We start from the raw sequence: 19045 nt of genomic DNA, 5'->3' as shown, positions 1-19045 counted from the left end.
CGCGACACTCACTTGATGTTGGCTTTGATGGCCGCGATGGCGTCTTCCTGCGTGTATTCGTGGCTGGCTACGCCGCCCTTGACGATCTTCGGCAGCTCGGCCTCGAAATCGTCCTGGGTGAAGGCCAGATACGGCACCAGCAGATCGTGCGGGATGTCCTTGCGGCCGTCGAGCACCTGCTGCGCCACCCAGAAGGCGAGCGACGACACGCCGGGTGCGATCGAAGCCGACCAGGTCTGGTAGCCGTCCTTGTCCTTCTGCTCCTTCCACCACTGCAGCTCGTCCTGGCGGTTGCCCATGATGATCGTCGGGCGCGGCTTGCCGGCGGCGGCGAAGGCCTGTGCCGCGCCATAGCCGTCACCACCCTGGTCGACGATGCCGACGACGTCAGGCAGCGATGGCAGGATGGTCGCGACCGCCTTCTGCGCGGTGGTCTGATCCCAGTCGCCGGTCACCGAGCCGACGATCTTGAACTCGGGATGGGCTGCAACGCCTTCGAGGATGCCGGCATGGATGGCATCGTCGATAGAGGTGCCGGCAAGGCCACGGATTTCCAGCAGATTGCCCCCCTTGGGCTGGAACTTGGCCATCTGTTCGACTTCCTGCTTGCCCATGTCCTTGAAGTCGACGACGACGCGGTAGGCGCAAGGTTCGGTCACGGTTCCATCGAAGGAGACGACCACGATGCCGGCGTCGCAGGCCTGCTTGATGGCGCCGTTGAGTGCGTCGGGCGAAGCGGCGTTAATGACGATCGCGTCGTAGCCCTGCAGGATCAGGTTCTGCACCTGCGCCGCCTGCGTCGGCACCTCCTTGTCGGCGGTGGTGAAGATGTCGGCGGCGCCAACCACCTTGTCGGCCACCGCTTTCTTGGTGACGATGCCATAGCTGTCGAGCATCGCCTGCCGCCACGAATTGCCGGCATAGTTGTTGGAAAAGGCGATCTTCTTACCACTGGTGTCGGCAAGTGCCGTGCCCGAGGCGAGCATTGCCGCCAGAGCGCTCAAGACGAGTAGTTTCTTCATGTCGTATCCTCCCAGATGTTGACTGCTACAGTTCCTGCCGGCTTTGATCCCGGCCTCACTCCCAACCTGATTTGAGCACGGATGGTCGCGAGCTCAAAACAGTCTTAATCCCGGCACGCGCACCCTGAGCCGGTAAAGCGATGTCGACGCGGCGATGAAGAGGCTCCTCAGATCGTCGTCCCCGAACGTGAAATTCGCGCAGCTCTCCGGCGTCCGGATGACGCCCAGGATGGCACCCGACGCGTCGAAGACGTGGATACCGCCGGGGCCGGTGCAATAGAGATTGCCGCGGCTGTCGATCTTCATGCCGTCGGGCGCTCCCGGTCCATCGCCCTCGGTCACGGCCCACACCGCGCCGCCGTTGAGGTCGCCGTTCGGCTCGACGCCGAACACCCTGATATGGCCGCGCTCGGTGTCGTTGATGAACAGCCGCGACTCGTCCAGCGAGAAGCAAAGGCCGTTCGGCTGGATGAAATCGTCGGCCAGCAACGTCAGCCGGGCGCCGTCGCCATCGATGCGGTAGACGCCCTGGAACGGCAGCTCCTGGCGACGCGGCACGCCATAGAATTCCATCCTGCCGTAGCCCGGATCGGTGAAGTAGATCGATCCGCCGGTGGCAACGACGATGTCGTTCGGGCTGTTGAGCTGCCTGTCCTGGTGGTGCGTGGCGAGCACCGTCGTGCTGCCGTCGGGCTCGGCGCGGGTCACGCGGCTCGTCGCGTGCTCGCAAGTGACCAGCCGCCCCTGGCGGTCCAGCGTGTTGCCATTGGCCTTGTGGCTCGGCTCGCGCAACAACTCGATCTCGCCCTCCGCGTGGCGCCGGTAGATGCGGCTTTCCGGAATGTCGCTGAACACCAACCATTTCTCGTAGGGGTGCCACACCGGCCCTTCGAGGAAACCGAAGCCGCTCGCCAGCATTTCGATCGTCGCATCGCCGACGACGTCGTCGAAGCCGGAGTGGCGGGGTCGCGCCAGCGCCGACATCATTGGCTCCCGGCGCCAACAGCCGTGCGTATCCGCATGGTGACGAATGGCATGAGCGCTTCCCCGATATAATCTTCTTATGAGGTCGAGCGTAGTTGCGGTGCCGGCGTGGCGATAGGGGTCAAAGCGCACGGGCGACTGTGCGTTTGCACAGTCGCGGCGGTTGGAATTAGTGATCCGGCGGAGCCTGCGCCAGCCAGGCATCGAGCCGGTCCTGCTCGCGGCGCAGCGCGTCGATGTTGATCAGGCCGCGCGCCATGGCGAGATAGATCGCCCGCGTCCGCGAATTGAACACGGAAGCGTCGCTTGCGCCGTCCTCCGCCGGCACGATGCCGAGCTTGTCGTAGACATGCTTGATGCGGCTCTGGGCACCACGGATCGACAGGCCGCGACGCGCCGCGATGGCGCGGTCGGTCAGGCCGAGCGCGATGTCGATCAGGCTTTCATATTCGCCGTCGGTGATGCCCTCGAACCGATCCTGGACGCGGTGCTGGATGCCGCGTATCTCACGGTCGATGATGCAATGGCCTTCGCGGAAAACGCCGCGCAGGGCCGACCGCATGCCCTCCTCCGTCGCCGACTTGAGCACATAGCCATAGACCGAACCAGGCGGCACGATGCGTGCCACCCCGCGTACATAGGCCTCGTCGGCGAAATTCGACCAGAACAGGATGTGCGTGCCGGCGCGGCGGTTCCAGATCGCCCTGGCAACCTCGATTCCCGTCGCCTTCGGCATCTGCAGGTCGAGCACGACATGCGGCGGCTCGCGCGCGGCGGCGAGGTTGATGGCGTCCTCGCCGTCGCTCGCCTCTATCACCTCGACGTCACCGGGCCACAATTGCTCGACGGTGCGGCGCGCGAATGTGCGGTGCAGCCCGTCATTCTCGGCGATCATCACAAGCATCACACACCCTCCGGCACGGCCTGCTGATCGGGCGCTGTTGCAGCCGCCGCGTCAGGCAATTGCCGGGACGGCTGGCGGTCTATCTCGATGACGACACGCGTGCCGCCGCCCTTGCGGCCGGCTTGACCGATGCGCAGCCGCGCCCCGATAAGAGCCGCCCGCGTATGCATGTGGCCAATGCCGCCATGGGCGGCCGGATCAACAGTGCCGCATCCCTGGCCGTCATCGGTCACGATCACCCGCAGCATGCTCGCCGTCGACGCCAGCAGCACGTCGATGCGGCGCGGCGCGGCGTGGCGGACCGCATTGTTGATCGCTTCCTGCACGATCCTGTAGAGCGCGGTGCGGACCGGCTCGGGCAGGTTGTCGGCGCTGCCGTCGCTGGTGTCGGCGATGCGCACGGCAATCGGCGGCTTGGCCCTGGCGACGCTGCGGTTGAGATGCGCCTCGACCGCGTCGCGCAGGCCGAACAGTTCGAGCACGCTCGGCCGCATGTCGTCGACGATGTGGCGCAGTTCCGTCAGGCAGCCGGCGACCTCCTGCTCGAGGTCGGCAAGCTGCGCCGCCCGCGCCACGCCCTGGCCGCGCAAGGCCGAAAGCTGGCGCGCGATGCGGGCGAGGTCGGCAAGCGTCTGGTCGTGCAGGTCCATGGCCATGCGCCGGCGCTCGCGCTCCATGCCTTCGGTCAGTTGCGAGGCGCCGACTCGCAGCAGTTCGACGCGATTGCGCGCTTCGCTCTCGGCAAGCATGGCCCGGCGCGCCTCCTCGGTCTGGATCAGCGCGAAGATATAGGGCGCGATCAGGTCGGCGCATTGCTGGGCGACCTCGACATCGGCAAGCGTGTAACAGCCGGCCTCATGCCGGCTGATGTTGAGGGCGCCGATGATGCCGCCGCGCGCCCTGAGTGGCACGATGATGCGGCTGCGCAGCCTTGCGGCGAAGATCGGTTCGTCGAATGCCCCCGTGAAGTGGAAGCGCTGGTCGAAAAGTGCATCGTCCGCCAGCAGATAGGGCACCTCGCCCCACAGCACCGTTCGGATCGGGCTGCCCTCTACCGGATGCTGCGACAGCTCGCTCCAGCTGGTGTGGAAGCCGGCTTCATAGCAGGCATGCATGCGCCGATCATGCGACAGCACCGCCAGATCGATATGATTGTGCGGAATGAGCGTACCGATCTCGATGGCCGTTGCACGGAACGCCGTACCGGTATCGATGTGGCCGGCCAGCGCCCGCGAAATAGCAAGCAGCCGGTCGATCAGCATAGGAGACACATCCGACATGGTTTTGAGACCTCCCATGACAACTGAACGGACCACGCCGGGCCAGCCGCGACGCTCCCGTGCCCGAGCGTGCTGCCGATCCGCGATTTTCGCCGGGCCTCCCTGCCGGGGGAATAGTGGACATCTACGAACGGTGCTGTCAACGACGCCCTCTTTGCGACAGTCGATCAACTCGCGGTGCAATGATTGAAATGGGTTCGCGTCCTGGTCTAGGGAAGGGGCCAGGAGACCGAAACAGAATGCCAGTGACGCCAACCGTTGCTCCGGGCGCCCCGGGAATTCCGGCACGCTGGACGTCAAGCGCCAAGAGCGGCGTCGGAACCTCCCTTTCACCGGCCGGCCGGATCTGGTTCACGATCAGCCACGGCATTCTCAACGAGGTCTACTATCCGCGCGTCGACAGCGCCTGCACGCGCGACCTGGGCCTGATCGTCACCGGCCCCGACGGCTACTTCTCGGAAGAAAAACGCCATGCCGCGCACGCCATCGAACCGTTCGAGGACGGTGTGCCCGCCTACCGGCTGGTCAACACCGCGACCGACGGCGCCTACCGGATCGAAAAGCGCATCCTCGCCGACCCGGCCCGCCCCGCCCTGCTGCAGGAGATCACCTTCACGGCGCTGAAGGGCGTGCCAAGCGACTACCGGGTCTACGCCTTGCTGGCGCCGCATCTGGTCAACGCCGGCATGGGTAACACCGCTTGGGTCGGCGACCACAAGGGAAAGCCGGTGCTGTTTGCCTCGGGGCGCGGCATCTGCCTGGCGCTGGCCTCGTCGCTGCCATGGGCAAGCTGCTCGGCCGGCTATGTCGGCTTCTCCGATGGCTGGCAGCAACTCAATCATGCCGGCAAGCTTGACCCGGCTTGCCAACGCGCGGAGGACGGCAATGTCGCGCTGACCGGCGAAATCGGCTTTTCCGGCGCGAAGACAACGGCTTTGCTGGCTCTTGGCTTTGGCGCGACCCCTGACGAGGCTGCTGAAAATGCCTTCGCCAGCCTGAAGCGCGGCTTTGCGGCGACAGCCAGGTCCTACGTCCGGAATTGGCGCACCTGGCAGGCCGGCCTGCTGCCGCTGGACCGGCATGGCGAATCCGGGATCAACTTCTATCGCGTCTCGACCGCGGTTCTGGCGACGCACCGCTCGACCGCCGTGCCGGGCGCCGCGGTCGCCAGCCTGTCGATCCCGTGGGGCTTCAACAAGGGCGACGACGATCTCGGCGGCTACCATCTGGTCTGGCCGCGCGATCTGGTCGAAACGGCGGGCGCCTTTCTCGCCGCCGGCGATGCCGCGTCGGCACTGCGGATTCTTGGCTATCTGCGCTCCATCCAGCAACCGGACGGCCACTGGCCGCAGAACGCCTGGCTCGACGGGTCGGCCTATTGGCCCGGCATCCAGATGGACGAATGCGCCTTTCCGCTGCTGCTGGCCGACGCATTGCACCGCGCCGGGCACTTGCCGCGCGCCAGGGTCTCCGCCTTCCTGCCGATGATCGAGCGCGCCGCCACCTATGTCGTGCGCAACGGACCCGTCACCGGCGAGGACCGATGGGAAGAAGATGCCGGCTACAGCCCGTTCACGCTTGCCGTCGAGATCGCGGCACTGCTTGCCGCGGCAGACCTGCTCGACGCCTGCGGCAAGGAAGACGCGGCAACCTATCTGCGCGAGACCGCCGATGGCTGGAATGACCAGGTCGAGCGCTGGACCTACGTCACCGGCACGGCAATCTGCGAGGAAACCGGCGTCGATGGTTACTACGTCCGCATCGCGCCACCCGACAGCGCCGAGGCCGGCTCGCCGAAGGACGGCTATGTCCCGATAAAGAACCGGCCTCCCGGCGATACGGATCGGCCCGCCGAGGAAATTGTCAGCCCCGACGCGCTGGCGCTCGTCCGCTTCGGGTTGAGGGCGGCCGACGATCCGCGGATGATCGACACCGCCAAGGTCATCGATGCGCAATTGCGCTGCGACCTGCCGCAAGGACCGCTCTGGTATCGTTACAATGGTGACGGCTATGGCGAGCACGAAGACGGCGCGCCTTTCGACGGAACCGGCCAGGGCCGGCCCTGGCCGTTGCTCGCCGGCGAACGCGCCCATTACGAGCTGGCGGCGGGGCGCATGGACAAGGCGGCCAGCCTGCTGGCGGCGCTGGAAGGCTCGGCCGGGCTTGGCGGCCTGTTGCCGGAGCAGGTCTGGGACGGCGCCGACCTGACCGAGCGCGAACTGCTGCATGGTCACCCTTCGGGCAGCGCCATGCCGCTGGTCTGGGCACATTCGGAGCATATCAAGCTGCTGCGCTCGCTGCGCGACGGCACGGTCTTCGACATGCCGCCGCAAGGCGTCAAGCGCTACATCGAGGACGGGACCGTATCGCCGTTCAGGACTTGGCGGTTCAACCACAAGATCCGAACGCTCCCCGTGGGCAAGACGCTGCGCATCGAGCTGTTGGCCGCTGCGACCGTCCACTGGAGCACCGACAATTGGGTAACCGCCCACGACAGCCAGACAAGAGAGAACGCTTTCGGCATTCACGTAGCCGATCTACCCACGGCCAGCCTCCCCAGCGGAACCACACTCACTTTCACTTTTTTCTGGCCCGGCACCGGCGATTGGGAGAATGTCGACTTCTCCGTCATGTCAGCCGAGCAGGATAGCCGGTAGATCCTTCCTCTCCAAACCCAGCAAATCTCTAGGAAACAGGGACGAAACCATGCAGATCGGAATGATGGGACTGGGCCGGATGGGCGCCAACATGGTCCGGCGCCTGATGCGCGACGGCCACGAATGCGTCGTCTACGACATCAACCCCGCCAGCGTGGCGGCCCTGGTGGCCGACGGCGCGTCCGGAGCGGCATCGATGGCGGAATTCGTCGGCAAGCTCGCCAAGCCGCGCTGTGTCTGGCTGATGCTGCCGGCCGCGATCACCGGCAAGATCGTCGATCAGGTGGCGGCCCTGATGGAACCCGGCGACATCATCATCGATGGCGGCAATTCCTATTATCATGACGATGTCGATCGCGCGGCCAGGCTCAGGGATAAGGGCCTGAGCTATGTCGATGTCGGCACCAGCGGCGGCGTTTGGGGTCTCGATCGCGGCTACTGCCTGATGATCGGCGGCCCCGACGAAGCGGTCCAGCATCTCGATTCGATATTCGCCACGCTGGCGCCCGGCGCCGATGCCGGCGCGCCTGCCCCGGACAAGGCCGCCGGCACCGCACCCTTCGGCTATCTCCATTGTGGCCCGAGTGGTGCCGGCCATTTCGTCAAGATGGTTCACAACGGCATCGAATACGGCGTCATGGCCGCCTATGCCGAGGGCATGAACATCCTCAAGGCCGGCAATGCCGGCAAGGTCAAGCGCGACGCCGATGCCGAGACCAGTCCGCTGCAGAACCCCGAATATTACCAGTTCGACATCGACCTCGCCAACGTCGCCGAGGTCTGGCGGCATGGCAGTGTCATCGGCTCATGGCTGCTCGACCTCACCGCCAGCACGCTGAAGTCAGATGCATCGCTGGCGAACTTTGGCGGCCGCGTCTCGGATTCCGGCGAAGGCCGCTGGACGCTGAAGGCGGCGATCGACACCGGCGTGCCGGCACCGGTGCTGTCCTCCGCGCTGTTCGACCGCTTCTCCTCGCAAGGCGAATCCGAATTCGCCGACAAGCTGTTGTCCGCCATGCGCTATGCGTTCGGCGGCCATGTCGAGAAGCCGAAGGCCGGCTCGTGACGGCGGCAGGGGAGACACGCTCATGAGCCAGGAACGGTCCGACACGCTGGTGCTTTTCGGCGCCACCGGCGACCTCGCCCACAAGAAGATATTTCCAGCGCTTTACCAGATGGTCGCCAAGGGCACGCTCACCGAACCGGTGATCGGCGTCGCGTTCGATGCCTGGGATTTGAAGCAGTTGCAGGCGCGCGCCCGCGACGGCATCGTCCATGCGCTCGGCAAGATCGACGAAAAGGTGTTCGCCAAGCTCGCGTCCCTGCTTCGCTATGTCAGCGGTGACTATCGCGATCCGGCCACTTTCGAAAGGCTGAAGGGCGCGCTCGGCAGCGCCCAGCGGCCGCTGCACTACATGGCGGTGCCGCCTACCATGTTCGAGACGGTCGTCCAGGGGCTGGAGCAATCGGGCACGGCGCATGGCGCGCGGCTGATGGTGGAAAAGCCGTTCGGCCACGACCTGCAATCGGCGCGCTGGCTCAACCGGGTGCTGCACCTTGTGTTCGACGAACAGTCTATCTTCCGCATCGACCACTATCTCGGCAAGGAAGCGATCCAGAACCTGCTCTATTTCCGCTTCGCCAATTCCTTGCTCGAGCCGATCTGGAATCGCAACTTCGTCGAAAGCGTGCAGATCACCATGGCGGAGGATTTCGGCATCGAGGGGCGCGGCCGCTTCTATGACGATGTCGGCTGCATCCGCGACGTCATCGAGAACCATCTCCTCAACATCCTGTTGCTGCTGGCCATGGAGCCGCCGGTCGGCCGCTCCGCCGACGACCTGATCGACGAGAAGGTGCAGGTGCTGCGCGCGATCCGGACACTGACGAAAGACGATGTCGTGCGCGGTCAGTTCAAGGGCTATCTCACCGAGCCTGGCGTGGCGCCGAATTCGCCGGTCGAAACCTTCGCGGCGGTGCGCTTCTTCGTCGACACATGGCGCTGGCGGGATGTGCCGTTCTTCATCCGCGCCGGCAAGAACATGCCGGTTCATGTCACCGAGGTGGTGGTGCGGCTGAAGCGGCCGCCGCTCGACGTCTTCGATCGGATCACGCCGGCCGACCAGAACTACGTGCGCTTCCGCATCGATCCGCAGGTGGTGATCGCCATCGGCGCCCAGCGCAAGGCGTCCGGCGACGACATGATCGGCGAGCAGGTCGAGCTGACGGCGCTCGACGACAGCAAGGCCGACATGCCGCCCTATGAGCGGCTGATCGGCGACGCCATGAACGGCAATGGTCAGCTGTTCACCCGCCAAGACGCCAGCGAACTTGCCTGGCGCATCGTCGGCCCGGTGCTTGGCGACACCACGCCGCCGCACATCTACGAGCCGGGAACATGGGGGCCCGCCGATGTCATGAGCGGGTTCGGGCCGCCCAACGGCTGGATCGATCCGGTGAAGTGAGAGGATGATGCGATGGCCAAAGCGGTGAAGCAACCAGCATCGGATGTCGAAAAGATCGTGCTTTCGATCGATATCGGCGGTTCGCACGTCAAGATCCTGACCAGCGCCGGCGGCGCGGAGCGCCGCGCCGACTCCGGTCCCGGGCTGACGCCGCAGCAGATGGCCGATGCGGTGACGAAGCTCGCCGAGGGCCTGTCATACGACGTCATCTCGATGGGCTATCCTGGCCCGGTCACCCACAACAGGCCGTTGGCCGACCCCGCCAATCTCGGCAAGGGTTGGGCCGGCTACGATTTCGCCGCGCAATTCGGCAAACCGGTGAAGGTGGTCAATGACGCGCTGATGCAAGCAGTCGGCAGTTACGAGGGCGGGCGCATGCTGTTCCTTGGGCTGGGAACTGGTCTTGGCGCGGCGATGATCGTCGACAATGTCGCCCAGCCGATGGAAGTCGCCCACCTTCCCTACAAGAATGGCAAGAGTTTCGAGGACTATGTCGGCGAACGCGGCCTGGAAAAGCGCGGCAAGAAGAAGTGGCGCAAACATGTCTTCGACGTCGTCGACCGGCTCCGCGCCGCCATGCAGCCGGACTATGTCGTCATTGGCGGCGGCAATGTCGACAAGCTCGATGAATTGCCCGCCGACAGCAGACGCGGCGATAACACACGCGCCTTCGAAGGCGGGTTTCGCTTGTGGCGCGACAAGGCGTTGATCATCTGATATTGTTACTGTTTAGTATAGTTGTTCAAAATAATGTGTGTCGCCACACCAAGTCATTGCGTTGTGCAGATTTGCCGACTAGGAATTCCGCGCCACGATAACGCAGTTCGTCCCGCGGACGCCCAGACGACGCGGTAGCATTTTGATTTGCGCATGATCCTTTCCGGAAATCGAATCCGATTTTCAGGGTCATTCGCCTTGGACGGAGAGATAGATTGACCGACGACCACGACAGCGCCCGTAAAGACATCGACCTTCTCGAACTGACCGCTCACATCGTTTCCGCTTACGTCGAGAAGAACCGCTTGCCCGCTTCCGGCCTGCCCGATCTCATCGCCAGCGTCAGCACGTCGATAAGTGGGCTCGGCAAGCCGGTGGTCCCGGTGGCGGCGCCGCTGGTCCCCGCGGTCAACCCCAAGAAGTCGGTCACCCCGGATTTCATCATCTGCCTCGAAGACGGCAAGAAGTTCAAATCCCTGAAGCGTCATCTCGGCGTGCATTTCGGTCTGACGCCGGACGCCTACCGCGCCAAATGGAGCTTGCCCGCGGACTACCCGATGGTCGCCCCCAACTATGCGGCCTCGCGCTCGCTGCTGGCGAAGTCGATCGGCCTCGGCCGCAAGGCCGCCCCTGTGAAGGTACCCGCCAAGGGCACCAAAGGCAGGAAGGCCAAGGCCTCGGCCTAGGCATGTCGCCCAAAAGTGCACGGCGGTTTGGGACAACGACATGCATAAAACAAAAGACTTGAAGCGCGTCGCCTGAACCCGCCTCGACGCGACGCGCTTCAGGCAGTTCGGCGCTGAGCCAATGGATTGATTGAAGCCTGCCGGCGAATCCGCCTTGGCAGGCTTCACGTTTTTGTGGCTTGGATGGACCGGACGGTTTCGTTGGGGGTGAAGCGATGAACTACACCAGGATGGTGATCGAGAAAGAGGCGCCGGAAGAGTACGGCTATGACCGTATCCGCCACAATCTCTCCGAAAGTTCGATCGCCGACCAGAAGCTCTCCGATATCGGCCTGTCGCTGCCTGATCTCACGCTGTTCTATGGCGAACATCGCGGCGACAAGGACCTTCGCGCGCTGATCGCGGCGCAGGACGCCGGCGTCTCGCCGGATGATGTCCTGGTCACCGCTGGTGCCGCCGGCGCGCTGTTCATCATCTCGACTTCGCTTTTGTCGGCGAACGATCATCTCGTCGTCATCAGGCCCAACTACGCCACCAACATCGAAACCCCGAGGGCGATCGGCTGCGCTATCGGCTTTGTCGACCTGGCCTTCGAGGAAGGCTTCGCCATCGATGTCGAACGTGTCAAGGCGGCGATGCGGCCGAACACCAGGCTGATCAGCGTCACCTGCCCGCACAACCCGACCGGCACGATGATGAGCCGGGTTGAACTCGATGCCTTGGTCGCGCTCGCCGAGGCTAGCGGCTGCCATCTGCTGGTCGACGAGACCTACCGCGATCTCTCCTATGGCAAGCGCCTGCCCTCGGCGGCCTCGCTGAGCCCGCGGGCGATCAGCGTCTCGTCGCTGTCCAAGGCCTTCGGCATTCCCGGCATCCGCATCGGCTGGCTGATCACCAGGGATGCGGCGCTCCAGGAAAAATTCCTCGCCGCCAAGGAGCAGATCGGCATCTGCGGCAGCGTCATCGACGAAGGCATCGCGCGCGGCATGCTGCAGCGCCGGGACGCCTTTCTGGCGACGCTGCTGCCCGAAATGGCCAGGCGCCGCGACATCGTCCAGGCCTGGATCGACAACGAGCCGCTGGTCGATTGGGTGCGGCCGGAAGGTGGCGTTGTCGGCTTTCCCCGCTTGAATGTCGATGCCGGCTTCGACCTCGACCGATTCTACGTCAACCTGCTGGAAAACCACGGCACCTATGTCGGGCCCGGCCACTGGTTCGAAATGGAAAAACGCTTCTTCCGCGTCGGTTTCGGCTGGCCGACGGAAGCCGAGTTGAGGGGCGGGCTCGACGCCATTTCCGCCGTGCTGCGCGGGTAAACCTCGCGTGCAATCCGCCGGACAAGCCGAAAATTTATTGATCGCGCGCTGATTTTGACGCACATCCCGCCGCGAACTTTGTTAGAAGTTCCATTGGTCGGACCAGCGCCCATCGTGGAAGTGCCCCGCCAACCGATGCCATCGCAACGGGGCCTCAATCCATGACTGCCGCACAAACCTCGCCGGACCAGCGCTACGCCGCGTTCCGCCACCGATCCTTCCTGAGCTATTGGGCGGCGCGTTTCCTCACCACATTCGCCACCATGATCGTTTCCGTCGCGGTCGGCTGGCAGATGTATGACCTGACCCGCGACCCGCTCGATCTCGGTCTGGTCGGCATCGTCCAGTTCCTGCCGTCGCTGGTGCTGGTGCTGGTCACCGGCGTCGTCGCCGACCGCTTCGGCCGCCGGCTGATCATGGCGCTGGCGGTGCTGCTCGAAGCCATCTGTGCCCTGGCGCTGCTCGCCCTGACGCTGCGCGGCATCAGCGGACCGCTGCCGATCTTCGCCGTGCTCGCCATGTTCGGCGTCGCCCGCGCCTTTTTCGGCCCGGCCTCCGCCTCGCTGTTCGCCAATCTGGTGCCATCTGAGGATTTCGCCAACGCCATCGCCTGGAATTCGTCGGCCTGGCAGACCGCGACCATCGTCGGGCCGGTCGCCGGCGGCCTGCTCTACGGCGTGTCGGCGGAAGTCGCCTACGGCACCGCCGCTGCGCTCATCCTTGCGGCGGGGGTGTTGATCTTCACCATCCCGAGGCCAGCGCAGCGCAGCGAGACCGACAAGCCGACGATGCAGACCCTGTTTGCCGGTTTCGGTTACATCTGGAGCGAAAAGATCGTGCTTGGCGCCATCTCGCTCGATCTGTTCGCCGTGCTTCTGTCCGGCGCTGCGGCGCTGCTGCCGATCTACGCGCGCGACATCCTGCAGCTCGGCCCCTGGGGCCTCGGCCTGCTGCGCTCGGCACCCAGCGTCGGCGCCATCTGCGTCGCCATCTGGCTGGCCGGCCATCCACTCCGCAACCACGCCGGCATGATCATGCTGTGCTCCGCCGCGTCGTTCGGCGCCTTCACCGTGCTATTCGGCCTGTCGACCATCACCTGGCTGTCGATCGTCGCACTCGTCTGCCTTGGCGCCACCGACATGTTCAGCGTCTACATCCGGGAGACCTTGATCCAGCTGTGGACGCCCGACCATGTGCGTGGCCGCGTCAACGCCGTCAACCAGGTCTTTGTCGGCGCTTCCAACGAGCTGGGCGAATTCCGCGCCGGCATGATGGCGGCGTTGATCGGCACGGTGCCGGCTGTCGTGATCGGCGGCGTCGGCGCGATCGCCGTCGCCGGGCTGTGGATGGTGCTGTTCCCGCAACTGCGCAAGGTCCGCCATCTCGACGGGCGAAACTGATTCAACGCCGGATCCAGGCCGTCCTTGGCCCCCAGCTTTGAATGGTTGATCTCAATGGCTGTCAAAAGATAGGGCGCGGCATCGACGGCGTCAGCGAACCAGCTCGAAACCGGTCGCGGCTCCGGCCGGGTCAGTCCGAGACAATTTCGTAGTGAAGAACCTGGGCGTCGCCGAGTGACGACTTCAGTCCAGGCGAGATGACGCCGGAGCCGAAGAGGAGAATATCTTCGCGACGTACGAATACTTCAGGGCCGGGTCCCATCGACACAAATGTGCCCGAAGAGCTTCGTTCGACAAGCCGGGCCCTGCCATTCGAAATGGTGAAGGTCGCGTGGCGCCTCGACACCCAGGGCCGCTCGACGATAATATTGCATTCCGCAGATCGGCCGATTGTCACGGATTCGTTGTTTCGACACGATCGCAACTGATCTCTATAGCGGATGACCAGATGAATTTGCCGCGGCGGGACTGAGCGTCTATCGGTGGTGGCGCCACGGGTGGCGACCTGAGTATTGAGGACCCCATCGCTGCTCCACAAGGTATAGACATCGAAGAGTTCCTGCTTTCCCTTGAAGTCCATTTTGTCGAGGAGCCGCAGGCCCTTGCGGCTGCCCGCGGAAAGGGCTTCGAAGAAGCTCTGGCTGATCAGCGCCTCCCCGGGGTTGGCCGTGGTGGACAACCTTGCGGTAACATTGACAACGTCACCGAATACCGCGCCGCGTGCGCGAATGACCGGCCCGAAATGCAATCCGATACGAGCGAGCAACGGCCCTTTCGTCAGTTGGTGGCTGATTTGACAAACGGCCGCCAGCGCCATCTCCGGGCTCTCGAAAAGGCTGAGTACGTCATCGCCCTTCGAGTAGATGAAGTCACCACCGTATTGGGAGACGATTGCCCGCATTGCGTCCAGGCAGTCTGAAAGCTGCAGCAAAGCGGCATCGTCGCCGATGCGCTCATAGAGGGGCGTGCTGCCCACGACATCAGCTAAGAGGACTGCGGCAAGAAGCGTTTCCTGATCCATCGATCTTGTGTCCGACCCGAAAAGCCCAGCGTGTATAACACACGAGGTTGTCTGCAACATATCTACTTGCGCGCTTGGGGACCGGGGCGATGCTTCGGGCGATCGTCACGGACGGACAGGCGCAAAGCGGACGTCCACGCCAGACGTGAGTCGCCTTTGGGTCAAGCTCGGCCGTTCGGAGTAATTGGGTTTTACTCTTGCCCACAGCCGGCTTGCCGAAGATCATGCGCAGGAATTCGTCCAGCCAGCGCTTGAGATGCATGTCCCAGATCAGCCGGCCGCCGAGATGATCGCGGCCGGGCTGCGCGCCTGGCAGCTCGAAACGGTGGGCGCCGCGCACCACCCAGCGCTGCATCATCATCTGGGTCAGTTCGCCATGGAACTGGATGCCCCAGGCATTGTCGCCATAGCGGAAAGCCTGGTTGGGGTAGGTCTCCGCCGTCGCCAGCAGCGTCGCGTCGCGAGGCAGCGAGAAGCCCTCGCGATGGAACTGGTAGACCATCTCCGGCCAGTGCATCAGTTTCCTGCCGGCTTCGGTCGCCTTCAGCGGATACCAGCCGATCTCGACCAGCCCTTCGCCGTGACCCTCGACCCTGCCACCGAGATGGTTGACCAGCATCTGCGCGCCCAGGCAGATGCCGAGGAAAGGCCGGTTCTCCTTGAGCGGTATCTCCAGCCAGTTGGTCTCGCGGCGGACAAATTCGTCCTCGTCATTGGCGCTCATCGGCCCGCCGAACACCACCGTGCCGGCATGGCCATCCAGCGTTTCCGGCAAGACATCACCAAGCGGCGGACGACGGATGTCGAGATCGAAACCCTCTTCCATGAGCATGTGGCCGACGCGTCCGGGGCTCGAATTCTCCTGATGCAACACGATCAGGATCCTGGGCTTCGAACTCGTTCTGGGCGGCATGGGAAGGCGAAAACCCTATTCGTCTGCGGATGTTCCTGTGGCGCCTGGTGCCTGCGCCGCCGCCTTGCGGCGCGCCTCGACGCGGTCACGGCGTTCGACGCCGATCAGCTCGGCGACGCGCCACACGGTGTTGTCCTCCAACTCGTGCAGCTCGCCGTCGGCATAGACGATCTCCCACATCAGGCCGATGAACGCCCTGCGCGCATCGGCATCGAGGTGACGCTTGAGCACGCTGGTGAAGGCATAGAGATCGATCGCTTCATTGTCGGCCCGCTCGCCGGCGGCGACCAGCGCTTCGAGTTCGGCGCCACTGATCGAGTAGCTCTCCCCCAGCACCGCCTTGAACCGTTCCCACTCGACATCCTGGCGCACACCATCAGCATTCATCACATGGTAGAGAAGCGCCGACGCGGCGATGCGCGGGTCGTCCGTGCTGGCGCGCGCGCCGGAGCCGGTCGGCAAATCCTTCAGAAATGATAGAACGCGTTCAAACATCAATTCATTCCCAAATAGCCGGACAATCGACCCGGTTCAAAACAGGCGGAACCGGCGCGGCGATTTTTCCGCTTCCTCATCCGGATCGACGCCGGGATCGTCCGGCAGCCGCGCAAGTTCCTCGGCCGGCTCGACGGCCTCGGCATCGGCCGGCACCGCGGCGAAGGCTGCCGCTGTGATCGGCCTGACTTGGTCCTCGTGGTTCTCGGCTTCCTTGCCCGCTGCCTCGCGCGGACCGGTGTCATCGATCACCTCGACCGGCCTTTCGCTGGCCGGCTTTGCCAGCGCTTCAATGACCGGTACCGGACCGGCTGGTGCATCATCGTGGCTGTCGATCAGCTGACCGAGCCGCTCCATCGGCGCCCGCCACTCGAAGGCGTCGAGCCTGCCGGTGACCGGCGATACCGGCGCCCAGCGCTCGGAAACGACGCCGTCGGCGACCCAGGCCGGATCGCGTGGCGCCCGCACCGCCTTGGACAAGAGCTGCCGCACCTTGCCCTGGTCGCCGGTCTCGGCCTCCTCGATGTCGGCCAGGAGCAGATAGGCGCCCTCGCGGCGGTCCATCCTGATGGCGGCCTCGGCCTCGCGGCGGGCGGTCGAAAAATCCTGCGCGTCGAGAGCGGCGCGCGCCACCGTCATCGACGACTCCGCGTGGTTCTTCTTCATCTCCTGCAGCTTCTTCGCCCGGTTGAGGCGGTCGAGCACGGCATCGCCCGGCCTTGCATGGGTATAGAGCTCGGCGATCTCCGGGTGCGGCTCGGCCTTCCACGCCGTCTCGAGGATTTTCGAGCCCTTGCGAACGTCGTTCTGCTTGAACAGCGCGGCGGCGGCGGCAACGGCGGCGGGCGCGAAGTCCGGACGCAACCGGTTGGCCTCGATCGCCGCGGTCCTGGCAGCAGTGGGATCGCTGCCAGCGAGCGCCTGCGCCTTGGCGGTCAACAGCACGGCGCGACGGCGGTTGGCGGCGTCGCGTTCGATCTGCCGCGTCGATTTCTGCGCGTCGACCAGTTTCAGCGCCCCGTCCCAATCGCCGCGCGCGGTCAGCTCTTCCAGCGTTGATTCGGCCGCCCAGGCCAGTTGCGGTGCCACGGCGGCGGCGCGGCCGGCGTAATGCCGGGCGGCGTTGCGGTCGCCGAGACGTTCGGCTTCCAGATAGAGCCCGCGCAGGCCGAGCAGCCGCATTTCAGGATCGTCGAGCATGCTCTCGAACTTCTGCCGCGCGCCTTCATGATCGCCTTCGAGCAGCGAGGCCTGCGCCTCGAGCAGATGGATCAGCGGCTCCTGGTCGGAACGGATCAGCTTGGCTGCTTCCTTGGTCTTTTTGCGGGCCAGCGCGCCGTCGCCGGCGCCGGCGGCGATCATGCCGGTCGACAGCGCCTGATAGCCACGGTCGCGGCGGCGCACGCGGAAATAGCGCGAGATGGTGTAGGGGCTGTTCCACAGCGACTTGACCAGCCACCAGAAGATCATCACCGCGGCAACGACGGCAACGATGGCCACCGCCGCCACCATCAGGCTGACCTGGTATTGATAGCCATTGAAGGTGACGACCATGTCGCCCGGCCGGTCGGCCAGCCAGGCAAAACCCAGTCCGAGCGCGAAAACGACGATGAGGAAGGCGAGCAGGCGGATCATTGTGTTGCCCTCATGCCTTCATCGCGCCGGAGATCAGCGCGTCGACCTGGGTTTCGACCTCGATGCGCGCCTTCAGTTTGCCGGCAAAGTCGGCGCCTGCGGCTTTGGCGGCTTGCGGCAGCGTATCATACTCGCTGAGCGCCTTGGCATAGTCGCCCTGATTGACCGCAACCTCGATGCGCGCGACGGTTTCCGGCGCGCCGGCACCCTCGACGGCGCCGATCGGCCTGACCTTGATCAGCGATTCGGCGCTCGACAGCAGGTTCTGCAGCAGGCCGGCATTCTCATCGACAGGCGTTGCGGCGGCGACCATCGCGTTGGCGGCGGCATCCATCTGCGATGCGATCTCCGTGCGGGTCGGGACACCCTTTTCGGCATAGGGGCGCAAGGTTGCGATCTCAGGCGCGTTGGGCGAGATCGCGGCAAACGTATCGAGTTCAGCCGCGAACGGCGCGCCGCGTTCGAGCGCCGACTTCAAAGCCGACGCGGCAATGGCGAGCGCGATCTTCGGCTGTCCGGCCTGCGCCTCGACCTTGCCGGAAAGCTGCGACACCGACTGTTCGAGCGCGGTGAGCCGGCCATCCTGCGCTGTCGCCGCCTCACCGGCTGATTTCACCAGCGCATCGAGACCAGCCAGTTTCTCGTTGAGCGGGCCGAGATCGACAGGAGCCGCGTTGCCGGCCTTGCCAAGCGCGGCGACCGCGGTTTCAATCTGCTTGACCTTGTCACCCAGTGCGGCAAGCCCGGCGGTGTCGCCCGTTCCACCGGACTCGACCATCGATTTCAGCGCCGCGATGTCCGTCTTGACCTGATTGAGCGCCGCCGACAGCCCGTCCACCTTGGCCGACGCGTCGGTGTTGCCACTTGTCTCCTTCAGCCCGGCAATTTCGGTCTTCAGCGAAGCGATCTCGCCATTGACGCCATCGAGCGAAACCCCGGAACCGGAGCCAGGCGCGCCGAGCAGGCCGGCGAATTGCAGGCCACCGGCGCCGACCAGCGCGATGACACCGCCGATGATGCCGGCGGCGATGCCGTTGAGGCCGCCACGCTTCGGCTGCACTGCCATCGATTCGCTCCTCGCCTCGGCTTTCCCCGGCGCCTCCTTGGTCTCGGCGGTCCGGGTGGTTGCGTCCTCAAAGCTGTAGTCAAAAGCCTTGGCGCGAGGAGGCGGCGCATCCGAACCGGGATAGGGCATCTCCGGTTCGGTGGCTTTGGTTCCGGCATCGGTCGGCGCGTCTGCCTCGGTCGCCCCTGCGGCAGCAGCATCGGCATGCTCCCAGGGCTCGAGATCGGTCTGGTCGGCATGCACCGGCTCGTCGGGAATTTCGGCCGGCGTTTCTTCGGCGACCGCTTGCGGCTTGGCGGCGTCCTCGTCGGCGATGCGCGAGACTGCACCGGGCTCGAGTTCGATGGTCACCGGCTCCCGCCGGCTTTTCGAGTGTCGCATCTTCGGCGTCTTGACCATGCCTGGGCTCCGCAAAATTCGCTTCGTCTCAACGCCGGGCGGCGCTTGATGGTTCAGAAAGGGTCTAGCACATCACCAAGCGGTG

Annotated in this window: 15 protein-coding genes and 1 pseudogene; 7 read left to right on the top strand and 9 right to left on the bottom strand. The window is 64.9% G+C overall.

Annotated elements, in window-relative coordinates; all coding sequences use genetic code 11:
• Positions 1 to 8: 8 nt before the first annotated feature.
• The 4 genes from BLS48_RS06050 to BLS48_RS06035 all read right to left on the bottom strand — a co-directional run bounded on the left by BLS48_RS06050 (position 9) and on the right by BLS48_RS06035 (position 4190).
• On the bottom strand, positions 9 to 1022 hold the full coding sequence (locus BLS48_RS06050; protein WP_091576075.1) for an ABC transporter substrate-binding protein: 1014 nt from the start codon (positions 1020 to 1022) through the stop codon (positions 9 to 11).
• A gap of 93 nt (positions 1023 to 1115) precedes the next feature.
• Positions 1116 to 2006, bottom strand: a complete 891-nt coding sequence (locus BLS48_RS06045; protein WP_091576235.1) for an SMP-30/gluconolactonase/LRE family protein — start codon at positions 2004 to 2006, stop codon at positions 1116 to 1118.
• Between the two features lie 169 nt (positions 2007 to 2175).
• A complete protein-coding gene (locus BLS48_RS06040) occupies positions 2176 to 2910 on the bottom strand; it encodes a response regulator transcription factor (protein ID WP_091576074.1) in 735 nt (244 codons plus the stop codon).
• Positions 2910 to 4190: a sensor histidine kinase gene (locus BLS48_RS06035; protein WP_091576234.1), complete on the bottom strand. Its 1281-nt coding sequence runs from the start codon at positions 4188 to 4190 to the stop codon at positions 2910 to 2912. The genes BLS48_RS06040 and BLS48_RS06035 overlap by 1 nt, the downstream gene beginning before the upstream one ends.
• Before the next feature lie 239 nt (positions 4191 to 4429).
• Here BLS48_RS06035 and BLS48_RS06030 point away from each other — a divergent pair, with 239 nt between their 5' ends.
• From BLS48_RS06030 to BLS48_RS06000, 7 genes are all read left to right on the top strand, one after another.
• Entirely contained in the window at positions 4430 to 6847 is a 2418-nt protein-coding gene (locus BLS48_RS06030; RefSeq protein WP_091576073.1) for a glucan 1,4-alpha-glucosidase, read from the top strand.
• Between the two features lie 49 nt (positions 6848 to 6896).
• Entirely contained in the window at positions 6897 to 7913 is a 1017-nt protein-coding gene (gene gnd, locus BLS48_RS06025) for a phosphogluconate dehydrogenase (NAD(+)-dependent, decarboxylating) (protein WP_091576072.1), read from the top strand.
• Between the two features lie 22 nt (positions 7914 to 7935).
• The gene (gene zwf, locus BLS48_RS06020) at positions 7936 to 9312 is read left to right on the top strand and encodes a glucose-6-phosphate dehydrogenase (RefSeq protein WP_091576233.1); all 1377 of its coding nucleotides are present in this window, start codon (positions 7936 to 7938) and stop codon (positions 9310 to 9312) included.
• Positions 9313 to 9324: 12 nt separating this feature from the next.
• Complete coding sequence (locus BLS48_RS06015; RefSeq protein WP_091576071.1) at positions 9325 to 10029, top strand: ROK family protein; 705 nt, start codon at positions 9325 to 9327, stop codon at positions 10027 to 10029.
• A 215-nt stretch (positions 10030 to 10244) separates the two neighbouring features.
• Positions 10245 to 10715 (top strand): Ros/MucR family transcriptional regulator, encoded by a 471-nt coding sequence (locus BLS48_RS06010; RefSeq protein ID WP_091576070.1) that lies wholly within the window; start codon positions 10245 to 10247, stop codon positions 10713 to 10715.
• A 215-nt stretch (positions 10716 to 10930) separates the two neighbouring features.
• Positions 10931 to 12031 (top strand): aminotransferase class I/II-fold pyridoxal phosphate-dependent enzyme, encoded by a 1101-nt coding sequence (locus tag BLS48_RS06005; protein ID WP_091576069.1) that lies wholly within the window; start codon positions 10931 to 10933, stop codon positions 12029 to 12031.
• A gap of 161 nt (positions 12032 to 12192) precedes the next feature.
• Positions 12193 to 13431 (top strand): MFS transporter, encoded by a 1239-nt coding sequence (locus BLS48_RS06000; RefSeq protein WP_091576068.1) that lies wholly within the window; start codon positions 12193 to 12195, stop codon positions 13429 to 13431.
• Between the two features lie 130 nt (positions 13432 to 13561).
• Here the strand turns inward: BLS48_RS06000 and BLS48_RS05995 are convergent, their stop codons facing one another.
• The 5 genes and pseudogenes from BLS48_RS05995 to BLS48_RS05975 all read right to left on the bottom strand — a co-directional run bounded on the left by BLS48_RS05995 (position 13562) and on the right by BLS48_RS05975 (position 18960).
• Positions 13562 to 14452, bottom strand: a complete 891-nt coding sequence (locus BLS48_RS05995) for an adenylate/guanylate cyclase domain-containing protein (RefSeq protein ID WP_167364957.1) — start codon at positions 14450 to 14452, stop codon at positions 13562 to 13564.
• A gap of 205 nt (positions 14453 to 14657) precedes the next feature.
• Positions 14658 to 15365 (bottom strand): annotated as a pseudogene (locus tag BLS48_RS05990) (glutamine amidotransferase); the annotation flags it as partial.
• Positions 15366 to 15380: 15 nt separating this feature from the next.
• Entirely contained in the window at positions 15381 to 15860 is a 480-nt protein-coding gene (locus BLS48_RS05985; protein WP_091576066.1) for a tellurite resistance TerB family protein, read from the bottom strand.
• 36 nt (positions 15861 to 15896) lie between these two features.
• Positions 15897 to 17495, bottom strand: a complete 1599-nt coding sequence (locus BLS48_RS05980) for a heme biosynthesis protein HemY (protein ID WP_091576065.1) — start codon at positions 17493 to 17495, stop codon at positions 15897 to 15899.
• A 10-nt stretch (positions 17496 to 17505) separates the two neighbouring features.
• On the bottom strand, positions 17506 to 18960 hold the full coding sequence (locus BLS48_RS05975; protein ID WP_091576064.1) for a COG4223 family protein: 1455 nt from the start codon (positions 18958 to 18960) through the stop codon (positions 17506 to 17508).
• Positions 18961 to 19045 lie beyond the last annotated feature (85 nt).

This window comes from Mesorhizobium qingshengii, from assembly GCF_900103325.1.
GTDB classification, from domain to species: Bacteria; Pseudomonadota; Alphaproteobacteria; order Rhizobiales; family Rhizobiaceae; genus Mesorhizobium; species Mesorhizobium qingshengii.
Note: the sequence above shows the minus strand (reverse complement) of the source record. Positions and strands in the feature narration are given on the sequence as shown.